Genomic DNA, 15,516 nt, shown 5'->3' with positions numbered 1-15,516 from the left:
ACCACAATGCGCCGGCTCGGTTTGGCCGCTGGGCCGATGTTCCACCGCCCAGGTTGACCAACTCCCCCGTCCCAGGTTGTCGAGCGACGAGACTTTTCCGATAGAAACAGCGAGAGCGGAGTCAGAATCCCTGACCCGCTCCCGCTCCGTATTTCGCTAGCCTAGGACTCTATGGCTGATAGACCCAGTCGGCGCTGCCGCCCTGTCCGACGATATACACGCCATCCGAGGTAACTCCGGACGCCCATGTCTCGCCGCCCTTCGACGCGCCCGGGACGGGGATTTGGTTGCAGATCGGGTGGGTCGCTTGACCTTTAGTCCAGCCGCCATCCACCAAATAAGCGTACCCTGACACAGTGCCCGTGAAGGCTACCCCGACGGTCCGACCACCGTCGCTGATGCCATGAATACGGCCGCCAATCGCACCGGAACAGGTCACGGTAGCGACGGAACTGAGCGGTACGACCGTCACCTGCGGCGCAGCCTGTCTCACCGACAGCAGGTCAGTGAGGTTGAGCACAAACCCTTGATCTTTTCCACTCGCATCCGGATACGAACCCACGATGTTTACAATGGCGGCGCCATCCACGCCTCTGGCGGTGCCACTCCCGGCCACTGAAATGTCAAACGAAATCCAACTCCCACTGACGATCGTCGGCGGACTATTGCTGGTATTGATTTGGACGGCGAAGGAGTGCGATGTCTTTCCTTTGTTGGTGAGGTAGGATCCCACCACCCACGCGATGCCGCCAGTTGAGACGGTAATTCCGGCCGGATGCTGGCCATAGGCGTTGGCGTCGCCGGATAGGCCACTGTCACTCGCCTTGAAGGAAAGGACATTCCCATGCGGGTCCATCACAAAGGCAGGCCGCGTTGTGTCTGAGGCCGCATAAATGCCAGTCATAAAACCGTCCGGGCTAATGGCCGCCGGAAACACTGAGGTGGCGCCTGGTATGCTGACATTATTTCCACAGGAACTCGTAATGGTGCCGACGTTCGCCTGAAATCCGACGTAGGTCCTGCTTACATCTTGAAACCCCACGATAGAATACGTCGGCGAGGTTCCATTGACGCCGAAGACCTGGCCGCAACTAAAAGGTGTAATGGTTCCCAACGACGCGGCAGACGGAACGATAAGAGCAAATGCGATACCAAGTGAAGTGAGCAAAAGAGCACCGGTCTTGAGCCACCGCGCCCTATCCATATCCTCGCGGCATCGACTAGATTTTGCGGAAACAAGGGCAGAGACGTGCTGAATCAAACCACGTATCAAGCCCATAGACTCCCCCCGGGTTCGCCGTCTGCCTCTATCCTATCGGTGCCTCAATCGAACCAGCAAAAACAGCCAGGGATGAGTAACGGTCGGCCAATAAAAATCAATGAAGAACCAAGCAAAGCACGAAATCTGCGACGACTAAACTCACTCCGTCCTTCCCCTAATGGTCAAGAAAACCTCTATCGATCTGAGGATCTTTTGGACGCGTACGATTCAATCCAAACGCTCTGTCAACTGTAGATAAACTAAGCTCCCTTTGGGGACTGCTGCGAGGACCCTTTTTCGGCGGACGAGAGCATTTACGTCTAGTGCATGGGTAACGTCCTCCTATTTTCCGCTGTAGCCACCGACCTCATTATGGTAAGCGCGCCATTGCAAAAATTCGATAATGATTGGCAGCCCGCCGGAGCAGCGGCCCGTTGGCTGAAACTCGAAACCCGCCCGCGCGATAGGAAACAGCGGTCGCTTGAGGTTGGCAGCACAGATCGTAATGATCGAACGCATCTGGGATTGGTGTCCAAGAAATCGGTGCCAACGCGGCCATGCCGAAATGTTGAGGTGCAAGGAGGGCACAAACGGGCTTTCGGGACAGCAGGGCCGGGGTGCTGCCCCGAAAACGGCATTCTGCCCGCAGGAAGGAGTTTATCTGGCAGAACGGAAGCGTCTCAATTGATATTTACCGGCCTGTTTTAGATTATTATCCTCTTCTTCGCCCACCTGTTTATAACGCTGATTTAGACCTATGCCGCCGATCCACGAATCTAATGCACCTCGGGGGAGGGTGACGCCGGGTCGATAGGATCTCAACGAACAATCCAAGCGTCTTTTTCGGACGCAATGATCCGCAGCCTGTGAGTCTGGTCGCCTGGGCTGCGCTGAGCGAATGGCGAACCCGGCCCGAGTTACAAGGCGCTGGGTTTTCGTTTTGTCGGCCCGCCGTTTGGCAGACTTGCGATGAACGGCAACGACGGATGCATTTTCGAAGGTCCTCGAACTCCGCATAGCCGCGGGTCTTGCGGTTCCATAATCAGCGGCTGCCCGAATGTCGGAGCTAATCCGGGCGAGATGGCGGGACCCGTGCGACGCTGATGCCGGAGCTCAAAAAAGTGTGGATGCCGGAACTCGACGGGCTCCGGGCGATCGCGGCCTTGTCCGTCTTGCTGTGGCACTACAACCCGATATCACGATGGGACTACGGGTTAGCGAGGTTTCTGCAGTTCTTTCCGATCGGTCCGATGGGAGTTGTCTTCTTCTTCGTCCTGTCGTCGTTCTTGCTGACCCGGTTGAGTGTTACAGAGTTTGATCAGCACGGTCGCATCGACATCATCCATTTTTATGTCCGTCGCTGTCTCAGAATCTGGCCCCTCTACTTTTCGCTTCTGCCGTGTATGTTCGTGGTCGCAGCGGAAACCGCGAGCCCGTCCCAACTCGTGTGGATTCGACACCATGCCTGGATGTGGCCAAGCTTCCTGTCCAACTGGGGTCTTGCCCTGACTCCTGTTACAAGCTATCAGGACCAGATCTCCCTTGTCCTTGTCATCTTCTGGAGTCTCTCGATAGAGGAACAGTTCTACCTGCTATTCCCGGTCGTACTGTCGATGGTACTTACGTCAACACGCCGGGTTTGGCGCGTGCTTGCCATGGCGGCGGTGTTGGGCGTCGTCTGTCGCGCAATCTCTCTACTTGTCCCCCGTCTGCATCCGTCCGGGATGTACTTTGCGACATTCTGTTACGCCGATGTATTCTTGGCAGGATGCATCGCCGGCTGGATGGCAGCGCGGAGCGTTCCGTCCGTCTTGGCGGTGCATCGAACGCTGACAGGCGCGTTGTTGGGTGCGAGCGTGGTTGTTTTGAGCTTCCTATGGCGCAAAACGTTGGAGTATCCGTACGCTTCTTACGGTGTTGTGCTGTATGGCGTCACGGCCTGCTTTTTTGCGGTCGGCATTCTGTGGGTTGCGGCGAACAACGGTTCCATCCTGAGTCGTCTGCTGCGGTCACGCTCGTTGCGGACCTTGGGTGTGCTGACGTATGGCATCTACTTGTGGCACCCAGCTATCGGAGCGTTGATGTTAGGACTTGCAGGCATCGCCCGGGGTGATCGACTGACCGCGTACCTTATCGCCCGGACGGGGTTCGTTCTCTATGTTGCCATGACAATCGGCATGGCCGCGTTGACGTATTTGGTCGTTGAACGTCCCGGCCTCGCGCTGAAGAAACGATGGTACCCTTCGCCAACAGCGACTGCGAGGAACGAGCAAAGTTCAATCACGGTATGGGCTCGGTAAGAGATCGACGTCGTGTTTCAAGGGTGGAACAATTGGCGGACCGATACCAGAACCACCGCCAGCGTTGCTGAGATCAGTAGCACCTGTGATACAACTAGCGCACCTGACAGCGTGCTGGATCGGTACGCAAACTTCACTGTCGCCACACCGTGCGGAACCTCGATCGCCTTAAAGCCGAAATTGGCACGTAGGATCGGGACCTCGAGCCCGTTGACCTGTGCGTGCCAGAACGGATGCCAGGCATCCGCGTAGTAAAGCCAGTACTTCCCGACGCCCTCGGGTAGCACCGTGCGGGCCGTCAGGGTGTCAGCCGTGGCGCCCAGCACGCGGACACCGGCCCTTACCCGCGTATTCGCATTCGGCTGAATGTCAGCTTCGCGACGTTATGCTGGTCTGCGCGTCTAGACTCGGTACCCGCCGGACCATAAGCCATCCGGGGGGGGTGAATGAGCAATGAGGTTGTTTGAGCGGATGAGGAGAGGACAGCAGATCATAGGGGAACTGACACACAAGTACGAGGACAAGTGGACCGACTACCTGCTGCAAAAATACGGCATCGATAGCGACCTTGGGCAATACGTCAGAACGACGCTCTCAGGCGAAGCGCAGGAGTTCCTGAGAAATCCTCGGATAGACTCTCGCCATCGTACGGTGCTTCTTAAGACGATGGCGCGCGGACGTTTCTCCCCTTGGGAATTTGCTGGATGGGACAAAGCGGATGAAGCGATCGCAAGAAGCTTGCAACAGCAATATGCGCGAGAACGACGCCAAAGACTACAGTCCCCGCCGTAACCGTGGCGTCGAGCAATTCGTCCTCGAGCCTGAGAGCTAGCTGATCTCCGGCAGCTTCCGGCCAGCCACGATGAAAATCCCTTCATGGGGCGGCCCCCGCGCTGGCCACACAGCCACCCCACCACGCCGCGGGCTGCGGCGGACGCGGCTCACAGCATGGTGGGGAAGCTTAGCCTGAGCCTTCGGTTGCTATCATGGCCTCAGACCGTCGATATCTGCGGCAACGATCCGGTGGGCGTTACGGATCTGTCCGGCTTGGTCAACCAGCGGGTCCGTGTTGTCGCAGAGCACATGGTGGAGTATGCCTCTGACATCGCGCATACGGCGAGCCATGATCTCGCGCTCGTCGTCACGCAAGTACGGTGCTACATCAAAGACGGCGCGCTCAACATCTCGCGCTGTGCCCAGGAGCGCCCTGCGTAGTTCACCGAACTCCCTCGCGGCGCTCGGTGAAACCTGAGCGATAGTGCTGCCGCTCGGCAAGTTCGAATTGCGCTCGAAGAAGCCAACAACCCTGACAAGATGTCCGTCCAAATACCTCATCTGCGCTTGCAGCTCGGTAATAACCTCTCGTCGCACCGCTTGCTCTTCTGCTTGGTCCCCGGCCTTGAGCGTTGCGGTGACGCCTTTCTTGGCGACCATCTTCAGCAACGAAATGGGATTCGCTAATGCCTCGGCCGTGTCGACGGCACTGATCCCGAGCTCAATGAGCCGTCGCGGGATGATAAAGGAACGACGTCTGCGCCGTGGCATCGTCAGACGCTCATAGGTTCAGATCGAACATTGTAATCGACTCGATCATTTCTTAGATACTCGGCGAACAAACGCGTGGAACCCTCTTGCGAAGAAGCGAGCCAAACGACGTTACTATGAGGACGCGTCCCCCGTCTCACCGTTCGACTTCGGAAGCTCGCCGCGCGCCTTGCGAAGGGCCGCGATGTACTGCTCCTCGGTGCCGTCGGCAATGATGGTGCCGCCGTCGAGATCGTCGAACGGGGACTCTAGACTGACGCCGGCCGCCACCTTGTCGGAAATCGATGCCAACGCCGCCCGGGCGATTGCTACGCCGCGGGCGATGAAGATATGTGCCTGTGAGGGGACTTCGCGTTAGGTTCCGACGGAGGCGCCGGCGTGCCCCTTAACCTGTGTGTACCGCCGCCGCTCCATGAGGTAGACACGCTGGTCAGCGGGGGCGGCGCCCTGCATCGTGGCCCCGATCATCTTGTCGAGTCGTTCGGCATGGGCGGGTTGGAGCGTCTCCCAGGGGATCGGCTCGCCACGAGCGAGTCCAGCCAGCAGGCGGACGAGCATCGCATCGTTCGCCGCTTCGTCATCGCCGCGGACGGTGACGATCGTGCGGTTGCCGAGCGTTGGAGTCAACTGCGCCGGCGCTTGTGGGTTGCGCACACCGGCCGCCGGCATCTCCCGCAGTTCCTGGGCCTCCGCGTCCTTGAGCGTGCTGTGGTAATAACCGGACCACGCTTCATAACTACCTTGCGGTGACACGACCGCCAAGCCGAGACCGTCTGCCCGGTCCGGTGACCGTCCGAGGCGCTCTTTCATCTTGTCCTTTGTGTCAACCTTGATGCGTCCCCGCATATCGAACGTATACGTGGGCGCCACAAGCTCGGCCTCGAGCTTGGGATCGTCCGGAATCGCACCGCCGTCCTTGAGCCAATCCGCCAGCCCGAACCACATCTGATCACGCAGTTGCGCGAAGCGCTCCTGGTTCTCGATCCCGACCGGGGTTTCCGCGACGTTGACTGCGACCGTCTCCACCTCCGGGGCGTGATAGAGCTGGTCGTACACGCCGGCGCCCACGCCGATAACGTCCACCCGGACGAGCGGCCGCTCGTCCGCCAGGCGAAGCTGACGCGCGACCTCGAGCACCCGGCCGGCCACCTGGACGGTGTCGAGTTTGTGCTCGATGATAGGCGCTAGCTGTGGTTCCCACACATGTCGTTGACACTCACGACCGCGGGGACCCGCCCTTCTAGCGCCGTGTGGGGGCGATGATGGTTGTAGTAGTGCAGCCATTTCGGAAACGCGATGCGGCGCTCCTCGTTCGAGCGATAAAGCCGTGCATACGCCCACTCGCGCAACAGAGTCTGGACGAACCGCTCGGCTTTGCCGTTAGTCTGCGGCCGATAGGGGCGCGTGATCTTGTGGCGGATCCGCAACCGCCGCGCGACGGCCCGGAAGCGGGGCGACTGGGTGTAACTCCAGCCGCGGTCGGTCATGATCCGTTGAATCCGGATCCCGTGCTCCGCAAAGAAGCCCACCGCGTCGGTGAGGAACTGGACGACGGTCAGCGCCCGACCATCGGGGCGGATTTGGGCGAACGCGAGCCGCGAGGCGTCGTCGATCGCCACGTGGATCACCTCATAGCCGGCCCCGCGGCGATGCGGGCCCGGCACGCGCCCCAAGACCCGGTGCCCGCCTCCCTCGGGAACCCGGGCCAGCGGCTTCATATCGAGGTGGAGCAGCTCGCCCGGATGGTCCCGGACGTAGCGGACCGGCACGCCGGTCGAGCGATCCAGATCCCGCAACCGCGTCATGCCGTGCCGCGCCAGGACGGTGTAGATCGTCGAGCGCGGATGCCCCACGAGCGGAGCCAAGCGATGCGGACCCCATTTCAGTCGACGACGCAGCAGCAAGATACGGCGCTCCACGGCGGCCGGCACTTGGCGGGGCGACCGATGGGGACGGCTCGATCGATCTTCCAATCCCGCGGCACCGTCACGGCGCCAGCGCCCCAGCCACTCGTAGGCCGTCTCACGAGAGACTCCCATCGAGGAAGCCGCCTGGCTCACAGGCCAGTGCAGGACCGTGACTCGCTGCACCAGCAGCAGTCGTCCGGCCGGGGTGAGCTTGCCACGCGCACGGCCCATGAACGCCTCCCAGAGTGGGGCGGATACCCTCTGCCCCACACGAACGCTGGAAGGCTTTCATGTGTCAACAACCTATCTGGGAACTACAGCTAGCGCCTTATGTCCCCGTACGGGGAAGATGACCGTCTCATCATCGCCGAAGCGGGCGACGTCGACGCCGAGTGTGAGCCGACCCTCTGCCGGCGTCTCGACCCACCGGACCGTGGCGTCCTCGACCAGGGCGAGCCCGATGATCGCGTTCTCGGCCTGCGAGGGGAAGTCGCCGCGGACGCGCACCTGATAGAGTGGCGACGTCTCACCCCACTCCCGGCGCTTTTCCTCGATCCACTCCCGCGTGGCGAGGCCGGGAATCACGTCACGGCCCTCCTGCGCGTTCCGCGTCTCCTCACTGCTGATGTGGATGACATGCCAGAACTCGCGCTTCGTCCCGAAGGCGTCGAAGAAGGTGCCGCTCGTGCGCGTGGGGTTGCTGAACAGGACGAGGCGCGCGCCGCCGGCGCGATTGCCCTCGATCGCCTGGAAGATCTGGTCCGGGATGCCGGATGCCTCGTCCAGGATGAAGAGCAAGTTGGCGCCCGAGATTCCTGACATACGCTCCGGCTCCGTGGTGTTGAAGCCCACGATCTCGCGGCCGTCCGAGAACTGGAGGCCCGCGTCAGGGTGGGCGTGTAGCTCTCCGCCGAGTGGGGGGCGGGCCGCCGCGTGGAGCGTCTTAAGCTCACGCCACAGGATGCTCCGGATCTGCCGGTACGACGCCGACGTGAGCACGACTCGGCTCCTCGGTCGTGTGGCGGCCCACCACAGTGCCAGGCCGGCGGCTGAGGCGCTCTTGCCGACCTTGTGGCCGGAGCGCACCGCGACTCGCGGATGACGGAGGACCGCCTCGAGCACCTCGCGCTGCCGCGCCCACGGCACCAGCCCCAGTACGTCACAGAAGAAGCCGACCGGATCCTCACGGTAAGCCTGCCAGGATGCCTGTGAGGTGAGGGCTGCGAGAAGGTCAGCGGCGAGCAGGTTGACCATCGGGACTTTTCTCCTCCTGGAGAACCTGGACGAGAGCCGTCAGAGCTTCGGGGAACGGCTCGAGAGCCTGGACCATCCGCGTGCGAAGCGAGAGCCACTCCAGCGACTGGACAAGCGTCACGGCCACCTGTACATGGGCGCTCTGCCGCAGGCGGCCTTCAAGTTCCAGCATCAGGCGGATGGTCTCGCGGAGCTCACGGGATAGGCTAGCCACGTCCTTGGCCGCTTGGGCATCTTCGAGGGCCCGCTCCAATCGTTCGCGCAGCGCCGCGATGCCGGCGAGCAACCCGTCCGCGCTGGCGGCCTCCTTGGCCTCGCGGGCCTTGGTCAGCTTGGCTGAGACGTGCGGGCGATGCCGGTGGAGTGCGGCAACGGACGTTCCGGTTCGTTTCGCTATGTTTCGCAACGGCTCGCCCGCAACGAGCGCCCAGGTCCGCGGCATCAGCGGACTCCCACGACCCGGCCGGTACGGCTGATCTTCACGCCGTTCTCGAGTACCTGTGGTGACCGTGTCGGCACTGTCATACCGTCGTTCCGACCCTACCCGTAGAAGCCCCGCCGGGCGCGAGGATACGGGCCGCGGTGCCCCGGGTGCATGGGGTGACTGTTCGAACATGGCTGACTATCGCCGGGGGGCCTGTTTTCTCGAAGCGGGTAGCAGGAGGGTAGCAGAGGACAGGGGACGCGCTGCGGCCCTTGCTATGGTGGGCCCGCCAGGGATCGAACCTAGATCCGCCGGTTATGAGCCGGATGCTCTGCCGTTGAGCTACGGGCCCGCGACGAAATTATAACACGACCGGGCCGGCGGCTATCCTTTGAGCCCCGAGTACATGAAGCTTTCGACGAACCGCCGCTGGAAGACGATGAAGAGCACCAGGAGCGGCAGGATCACGATCACCGTGCCGGCCGCGATCAGGTTCCACTGCGCAGCCGATTCCGCCGACTGCGTGAACGACGCGAGGCCGACCGTCACGGTGCGGGCGCGGTCCGTGTCGGTGATGATGAGGGGCCACAGAAACTCGTTGTAGTGGTAGACGATGCTCACGATCGAGAAGGCGACGAGCGTCGGCCGCGCGAGCGGCAGAAAGACGTTCCACAGCGTCTGGAACGTCGTGCAGCCGTCGATCGCCGCGGCGTCCTCGAGGTCGCGCGGCACGCCGCGGAATGTCTGGCGGAGCAAGAACGTGCCGAACGCGGAGGCGAAGTAGGGGATCATGATTGCCAGCCGGGTGTTCAGTAGCCCGAGCGTTTTGATCGTCACGAAGTTCGGCAGGATCAAGGACGACGGCGCCACCATCAACTGCAGCAGGAACAGGCGGAAGAGCCATTCGCGGCCGGGGAACTCCATCCGCGCGAACGCGTACGCCGCGAGCGTAATCGTCACCAGCTGCGCGCCCAGGATCCCGAAGACGACCACCGCGGTGTTGTAGTACAACCGCACGAACGGCGCCTCGCTCCACGCCTCGCGAAAGTTGGCGAGCGACGGGTGATGCACCCACAGCGACGCGATCTGGCTGCCGAGCGAGCCCGGCGGCCGGAACGACGTGGCCACGGCCCACAGCAGCGGGAACACCCAGATGAAGGCCAGCGCGCCCACGGCGAGTGCCCAGATGGCCGTCCCGAGCCGTCGTCCGGCGCGCCTCTGCACGCTACACCTCGTAGTGGATCCGCCGCTCGAGGAGCCCGAAGCTCACCGCGGCGATGCCCATCAGGATGGCGAGCAGGAAGATCGTGAGTGCGGCGGCCTTCCCGAAGTCGAAGAACATGAACGCCGTCTGATAGATGTAGAACAGCAGCACGTTGGTCGTGTTGTCGGGCCCGCCGGCCGTCATGATCCATATCTGATCGACCGACTGGAACGCGTTGATGCTCGCGATCACGAGGACGAAGAGCGTCGTCGGGCCAAGCAGCGGGAACGTGATGCTCCGGAAGACCTGCCAGGCGGAGGCCCCTTCAATGCGGGCCGCTTCGTACAGTTCCGTCGAGATCGTCTGGAGGCCGGCGAGATAGAAGAGCATGTAGTAGCCCGCGTTCTTCCACACCGTTACCAGCATGACCGCGGGCAGGGCCCAAGTGGGATCCTGAAGCCAGTTGACGCCTCCGCCGATGATCCGCTTCAAATACACGTCCATCAGGCCGTAGCCGGGCGTGTACACGAACAGCCAGATCGCCGCGGCCCCGATCAGCGGCAGCAGCGCCGGATAGAAGAAGGCCGTGCGGAACGGCGTGACCAACAGGTGCGTTCGGTTGAGCAGCAGCGCGAGGACCAGCGCGAGCGCCACCGTCACGGGGACGGTGCCCAGCAAGAACTCGAGGCTGTTGTGGAGGACCTGATGGAAGATCGGATCCGCGGCGATCGTGAGATAGTTGCCGGCGCCGATGAACGCGCGGCTGCGCACGGTCGCGGTCGACCGAAAGAGGCTCAGCTCCGCGGACGTGAGGATCGGATAGTAGGTGAAGACCGCGAGAAACACGAGCGACGGCAGCAGAAAGAGATACCCTTGCGCCGCGGCGCGGCGGCGGCGCCGGCCGGACGCGGATCGAGCCGCGGGCCGCACCGCGGCGGGAAGTGTGCGGGCGTCGGTCTGCGCCACGGCCGATGATGGGGACGATGGCCCGGCGCCGTGAGGCGCCGGGCCATCGGGAATCAACCGCCTACGGCGTCACGCTTAATACTTCGACAGCAGCTGCGTGGCGTCGCGCTGCGCCCGGTCGAGCGCCGCCTGTGCGGAGAGCCGGCCGGACTGCGCGGCCTGGATCGCCGTCACCAGCATCGTGCCGATCTGGTCGACGTCGTGGATCGTCATCTGCTCGCCGGCCACCCGCAGCTGCAGTGTGGCGGTGAGCGCCTGCGGCACCTGCTTGAGGTACGCCGAGAACGCCGGCGTGGACAGCTCGGTCTTGCGGATCGGGACGTACCCGGTCCCGATGCTCCACCGGGCGGCGTTCGCCGGGCTCGTCATCCAGGTAATGAACGTCCACGCCGCCTGCACGCGGTCCTGCGGGATCTTATTGAAGACGTAGAAGCTGCCGCCGCCGGTCGGCGCGCCGTACCGTTTGCCCGCCGGCATGAAGCCCGCGCTCCAGTCGAACTTGGCGTTGGTCCGGATGAACGTCATGTTGCCGGTGGTCGAATAGATCATCGCGGCCTTCTGCTGGATGAAGTCCTGCGGCACCTGGTTCCAGAAGGCGAGGCTGGTCGGCCCGGTCGGATGGACCTTGTACTTGTTCTGCAGATCGAGGATGAACTGGAGGGCCCCGACCACTTCCGGCGAGTTGAACTTGACCCACTTGCCCAGATTCGGGTCGAAGAAATTCGCGCCGGCCTCGATCGCAAACCCCTGGAAGACCCACGGCGACGTATCGGCAACCGGCGCCTCGACGCCCCATTGGGTCACCTGGCCGCTCGAGTCGCGGATCGTCAGCTTTTGCCCGTACTCCGCGAGCTCGGTCCAGTCTTTCGGGGCGCGGCTCGGGTCGAGCCCGGCCTTCCGGAAGAGGTCCCGGTTATAGTAGAAGATCGGCGTGCTGCGCTGCCACGGGATGCTGTACACGTGGCCGTTGCTCTTCGCGTTGAGGAGCAGTGCGCCGTAGTAGTCGTCGAGCCACGCCTTGCCGCCGGTCTTGGCGATCAGGTCGTCGAGCGGAATGATCGCCTCCCGGTCGAGCAGCGAGTAGAGCTCCGGCGTGTCGAGAACGGCCACGTCGGGCGGGGTGCCGCCGAGCACCGCGGTCATGGCCTTCGCCATCGTCTCGACGTAGTTGCCGGCGAATACCGGCTCGACGTGGATGCCGGGGTGGGATGCGTTGAAGTCGTTGACCATCGCGGTCATGAGCACGTTCAACGGCCCCGAGGCCCCGACGGGATAGTAGTACCGAAGCGAGACGGCGCCCTGGGCGCCGGCCCACTGCGTGCCGCTCACCGCGACCAGCAGCAACGCCGTCAGAAGCAGCGCGTAGCGTGTGGATCGTTTCATCGTGTCTCCCCTCCCCGCCGTACGAGCCTCAGGAAGGTTCTCGCTTTCCGCGGTGGTCCCTCCGCCGAGACCGTGGCAAACTGGTTAAAACCCTATTAAGACTCGTCGCGGAGCCGCACCCTGGGCGATCAGCCGACCACAGGAAAGGTCTTCAGCCCCCCGAACACTACCGGCGTGCGGCCTCAACGTATCGTCGAGGCGTCGGGCGTTCACGTGGGGCGCGGCGGCGCGTCCCCGGAGGAGAAGGTCCGGTACGTGCGCCGGATGTTCGGCGCGATCGCCCCGCGGTATGACCTTGCCAACCTCTTCATCAGCGCCGGCCTCCACCGGCTGTGGAAGCGGATCACGGTCGATCTCACCGACGTGCCGGCGGGTGGTCGGGCGCTCGACATCTGCTGCGGCACCGGGGATCTCGCGCTGCTGCTGGCCGAGCGCGTCGGGCCGCGGGGCCGCGTTGTGGGCGTCGATTTCACGCCGGAGATGCTCGAGATCGCCGGCCGGCGGGCCGCGTCGGCCGGGTACCGCGGGGTCTGCCGGTTTGTCGCGGGCGACGCGCAGGCCGTGCCGTTCGCCGACGGCACCTTCGACGCGGTGACCGTCGGGTTCGGGATCCGCAACGTCGGCCATCCCGAGCAGGCGCTGCGGGAGTGGTGGCGCATTCTGCGTCCGGGGGGCCGGCTCGCCGTCTTGGAGTTCAGCCGCCCCCGCAACCCTTTTATCCGGGGGCTGTACGACGGCTACTCGTTTACGCTGATGCCGTTGCTCGGCCGGATGGCGACCCGCCATCCCGACGCGTACCTCTACCTCCCGGCCTCGGTGCGCCGGTGGCCGGACCAGGACGCCTTCGGCGCCATGCTGCGAGGCGCGGGGTTCGAGCAGGTCCGGTACCGCAACTTCGGGTCGGGGATCACGGCGGTCCATCTCGCGATTCGGCCATCCGCTTCGGCGGCGGTCTCAGGGGTGACGTATGGGGGAACATGAGAAGACGGGGGTCTTCCAGGTCGGCGCCCATCAGATGCGGGACGTCGGTGAGGTCCTGCGATACGTGTTTGACGCGCTGCGGGAGCGCGGGTATAACCCGACCGACCAAGTCGTCGGGTACCTCGTGTCCGGCGACCCGACGTACATCACGAGCCACCGGGACGCCCGGACTTTGATCCGGCAGCTCGACCGAGGGCGGCTGCTCGAAGAACTGGTGCAGAGTTACGTGGACGCGAAGATGGGGGGAAAGGCCGCTGGCCAGCATTGACGTCGCGCAAGACACCAGGGTCGAACGGCTGCTGATCGAGGGCGGCCGCCCGCTCCGGGGACGTTTGCGCGTCGCCGGCGCGAAAAACAGCTCGCTGGCCGTGATCGCCGCCGCCGCCCTTGCCGCCGATCGGTCGACGATTGAAAACGTTCCGCGCTGCCGCGATGTCTTCACCCTGCTCGACATCCTGCGCGCGCTCGGGATGCGCGCGGAATTCACGCGCTCCGGCCGCCTCGAAGTGGACGCCCGCCAGATCGATACGCACGTCGCGCCCTACGACCTGTGCCGCCAAATGCGCGCCTCCTATTACGCGGCGGGCGTGCTGTTGGCGAGGGTAGGGCGGGCGGAAGTTCCGCTGCCGGGCGGGGACGATTTCGGGACCCGGCCGGTCGATTTTCATATGCGGGGCTTCGAGGCGCTCGGCGCCCGCGTGACCACGGAGCACGGCTACCTCAAGGCCGAGGCGTCCGAGATCGCGCCCGCAAAGTTCTACGTCCCCCGCAGCAGCGTCGGCACCACGATCAATCTCATGCTGGCGGCGTCCCGCACGCGGGGGGTCACAACTCTGCAGAACGCCGCCCGCGAGCCGGAGGTCGTCGACACCGCGGTCTTTCTGTCCCTGCTCGGCGCGCGGGTACGCGGCGCCGGCACGAGCACCGTGACGATCGAGGGTACCCCCGACCTGCGCGGCGCCACGCACGCGATCATTCCGGACCGGATCGAGGCCGGCACCTACCTGATCGCCGCCGCGGCGACGCACGGCGATATCCTCGTCGAGGACCTCATCTCGGAGCACGTGACCGCGCTGCTCTCGAAACTGTCGGACGCCGGCGTGACGATCGATTCGGACCCGCTCGGGGTGCGCGTGCGCGTGGAACGCGATCTGCGGCCGATTGAGATCGATACCGCCCCCTATCCGGGGTTTGCGACGGACTATCATCCGCAGTGCGCGGCGATGCTGGTCGCCGTCGCCGGGCAGAGCGCGATCCGCGAGACCGTCTTTGAAAACCGCTTCCAATACGTGGCCGAGCTGCGCCGCATGGGCGCGGAGCTGCGCGTGGACGGCGACACGGTCATCATCACCGGCGTGCCCCACCTCAGCGGGGCGTCGGTCGAAGCCGTCGACATCCGCGCCGGCGCCGCCGTCGTCATCGCCGGGCTCACCGCCGAGGGCACGACCGAGGTTGGGAACATCGAACACCTGGATCGCGGCTACGAGGGCATGGATGACAAACTCCGCAGCCTCGGCGCCGAGATTCAGCGGGTCAAGATCTGACCGCCGCCTTCCTCCGCGGATTCCGGCTATACTGGTGTGCGGGGCGAGTAGCTCAGCGGTAGAGCGCCTCGCTTACACCGAGGAGGTCGCGGGTTCGACCCCTGCCTCGCCCACCAGTTTTTCATTGGCAACTCGATTAGCGACGCTTCGGCCCGCTTTTCGGCTCGGTGGAAACCGAGGCCGGGATTCCGCGCCTGCGAACACACGGGCCTTTGACCCGAAGGCTGCTTCACCGAACGGTAGGCCCGCCCGCTCTGTTGGCAGCAAGGATCGTTCCGCAGCCACCTCGAAAACATCCGCCAAATCAGGGATGCCGTACCCCAACTGCACCAAGACGCCGTGAACGGCGCTCGCCCCATTACGCCGATCCGGCGCATTCGTACGAACGCCATGGGGAGGGGGAATGTTCGTGAACTGGCTGAAGTCGCTCCAGAGCGCCAGACTGTACGCAGGTGCGAGGAATCTCATCATCGCCTGGACGCTGATCTGCGCGCTGAGCCTGATCGCCGGTCTGTTGAACGTCCTTCACGGCCTGCCGTCGCCTATCGGGCAGGCGATCGCGGAGACGGTGACCGTGAGCTTTTGGACGACGGTCTGGCTATATCCGATCTTAGGTCTGGCCATCATTGCATTCGTCGCAAAACCGAGGATGAAGGCGACAGGCGGGCACTGACACGCTAGGCGCGCTTGGCTGCGGCGTGGTTTTGAACGCCCCGGCTCCCCAGAGGGTGACCCGGGCGGTGTGGT

17 protein-coding genes and 2 tRNA genes are annotated in these 15,516 nt (G+C 63.8%); 7 read left to right on the top strand and 12 right to left on the bottom strand.

Annotated elements, in window-relative coordinates:
• Positions 1-169: 169 nt before the first annotated feature.
• Complete coding sequence (locus tag VKT83_03700; GenBank protein HLY21551.1) at positions 170-1,279, bottom strand: hypothetical protein; 1,110 nt, start codon at positions 1,277-1,279, stop codon at positions 170-172.
• A gap of 1,085 nt (positions 1,280-2,364) precedes the next feature.
• Here VKT83_03700 and VKT83_03695 point away from each other — a divergent pair.
• Entirely contained in the window at positions 2,365-3,561 is a 1,197-nt protein-coding gene (locus VKT83_03695; GenBank protein ID HLY21550.1) for an acyltransferase, read from the top strand.
• Positions 3,562-3,578: 17 nt separating this feature from the next.
• On the opposite strand, the gene VKT83_03690 is transcribed toward VKT83_03695, so the two are convergent.
• On the bottom strand, positions 3,579-3,887 hold the full coding sequence (locus VKT83_03690; GenBank protein HLY21549.1) for a hypothetical protein: 309 nt from the start codon (positions 3,885-3,887) through the stop codon (positions 3,579-3,581).
• Positions 3,888-4,014: 127 nt separating this feature from the next.
• Here VKT83_03690 and VKT83_03685 point away from each other — a divergent pair, with 127 nt between their 5' ends.
• Positions 4,015-4,353, top strand: a complete 339-nt coding sequence (locus VKT83_03685; GenBank protein HLY21548.1) for a hypothetical protein — start codon at positions 4,015-4,017, stop codon at positions 4,351-4,353.
• A 192-nt stretch (positions 4,354-4,545) separates the two neighbouring features.
• Here the strand turns inward: VKT83_03685 and VKT83_03680 are convergent, their stop codons facing one another.
• The 10 genes from VKT83_03680 to VKT83_03635 form a co-directional block, all read right to left on the bottom strand.
• On the bottom strand, positions 4,546-5,004 hold the full coding sequence (locus VKT83_03680; GenBank protein HLY21547.1) for a hypothetical protein: 459 nt from the start codon (positions 5,002-5,004) through the stop codon (positions 4,546-4,548).
• 216 nt (positions 5,005-5,220) lie between these two features.
• Positions 5,221-5,397, bottom strand: coding sequence for a hypothetical protein (locus VKT83_03675; GenBank protein HLY21546.1), 177 nt, complete (start codon positions 5,395-5,397; stop codon positions 5,221-5,223).
• 63 nt (positions 5,398-5,460) lie between these two features.
• On the bottom strand, positions 5,461-6,309 hold the full coding sequence (locus VKT83_03670) for a hypothetical protein (protein ID HLY21545.1): 849 nt from the start codon (positions 6,307-6,309) through the stop codon (positions 5,461-5,463).
• Positions 6,291-7,244 (bottom strand): IS481 family transposase, encoded by a 954-nt coding sequence (locus tag VKT83_03665; GenBank protein ID HLY21544.1) that lies wholly within the window; start codon positions 7,242-7,244, stop codon positions 6,291-6,293. The genes VKT83_03670 and VKT83_03665 overlap by 19 nt, the downstream gene beginning before the upstream one ends.
• A 72-nt stretch (positions 7,245-7,316) precedes the next feature.
• Positions 7,317-8,267, bottom strand: coding sequence for a terminase family protein (locus tag VKT83_03660; GenBank protein HLY21543.1), 951 nt, complete (start codon positions 8,265-8,267; stop codon positions 7,317-7,319).
• Positions 8,245-8,709: a hypothetical protein gene (locus VKT83_03655; GenBank protein HLY21542.1), complete on the bottom strand. Its 465-nt coding sequence runs from the start codon at positions 8,707-8,709 to the stop codon at positions 8,245-8,247. The genes VKT83_03660 and VKT83_03655 overlap by 23 nt, the downstream gene beginning before the upstream one ends.
• A gap of 260 nt (positions 8,710-8,969) precedes the next feature.
• A tRNA-Ile gene (locus VKT83_03650) sits at positions 8,970-9,043 on the bottom strand.
• Between the two features lie 32 nt (positions 9,044-9,075).
• On the bottom strand, positions 9,076-9,915 hold the full coding sequence (locus VKT83_03645) for a carbohydrate ABC transporter permease (GenBank protein ID HLY21541.1): 840 nt from the start codon (positions 9,913-9,915) through the stop codon (positions 9,076-9,078).
• A gap of 1 nt (position 9,916) precedes the next feature.
• A complete protein-coding gene (locus VKT83_03640; protein HLY21540.1) occupies positions 9,917-10,861 on the bottom strand; it encodes a sugar ABC transporter permease in 945 nt (314 codons plus the stop codon).
• A gap of 75 nt (positions 10,862-10,936) precedes the next feature.
• Positions 10,937-12,244, bottom strand: coding sequence for an ABC transporter substrate-binding protein (locus VKT83_03635; GenBank protein ID HLY21539.1), 1,308 nt, complete (start codon positions 12,242-12,244; stop codon positions 10,937-10,939).
• A 174-nt stretch (positions 12,245-12,418) separates the two neighbouring features.
• Here VKT83_03635 and ubiE point away from each other — a divergent pair, with 174 nt between their 5' ends.
• From ubiE to VKT83_03610, 5 genes are all read left to right on the top strand, one after another.
• The gene (gene ubiE / locus VKT83_03630; GenBank protein HLY21538.1) at positions 12,419-13,225 is read left to right on the top strand and encodes a bifunctional demethylmenaquinone methyltransferase/2-methoxy-6-polyprenyl-1,4-benzoquinol methylase UbiE; all 807 of its coding nucleotides are present in this window, start codon (positions 12,419-12,421) and stop codon (positions 13,223-13,225) included.
• Positions 13,212-13,493, top strand: a complete 282-nt coding sequence (locus tag VKT83_03625) for an IreB family regulatory phosphoprotein (protein HLY21537.1) — start codon at positions 13,212-13,214, stop codon at positions 13,491-13,493. The genes ubiE and VKT83_03625 overlap by 14 nt, the downstream gene beginning before the upstream one ends.
• Complete coding sequence (gene murA, locus VKT83_03620; protein HLY21536.1) at positions 13,480-14,769, top strand: UDP-N-acetylglucosamine 1-carboxyvinyltransferase; 1,290 nt, start codon at positions 13,480-13,482, stop codon at positions 14,767-14,769. The genes VKT83_03625 and murA overlap by 14 nt, the downstream gene beginning before the upstream one ends.
• 41 nt (positions 14,770-14,810) lie before the next feature.
• Positions 14,811-14,885 (top strand) — tRNA-Val (locus tag VKT83_03615).
• Between the two features lie 293 nt (positions 14,886-15,178).
• Positions 15,179-15,442: a hypothetical protein gene (locus VKT83_03610; protein ID HLY21535.1), complete on the top strand. Its 264-nt coding sequence runs from the start codon at positions 15,179-15,181 to the stop codon at positions 15,440-15,442.
• The last annotated feature ends 74 nt before the right edge of the window (positions 15,443-15,516 follow it).

This window comes from bacterium (genome assembly GCA_035308905.1).
In the GTDB taxonomy this organism is placed as follows: domain Bacteria; phylum Sysuimicrobiota; class Sysuimicrobiia; order Sysuimicrobiales; family Segetimicrobiaceae; genus DASSJF01.
Note: the sequence above shows the minus strand (reverse complement) of the source record. Positions and strands in the feature narration are given on the sequence as shown.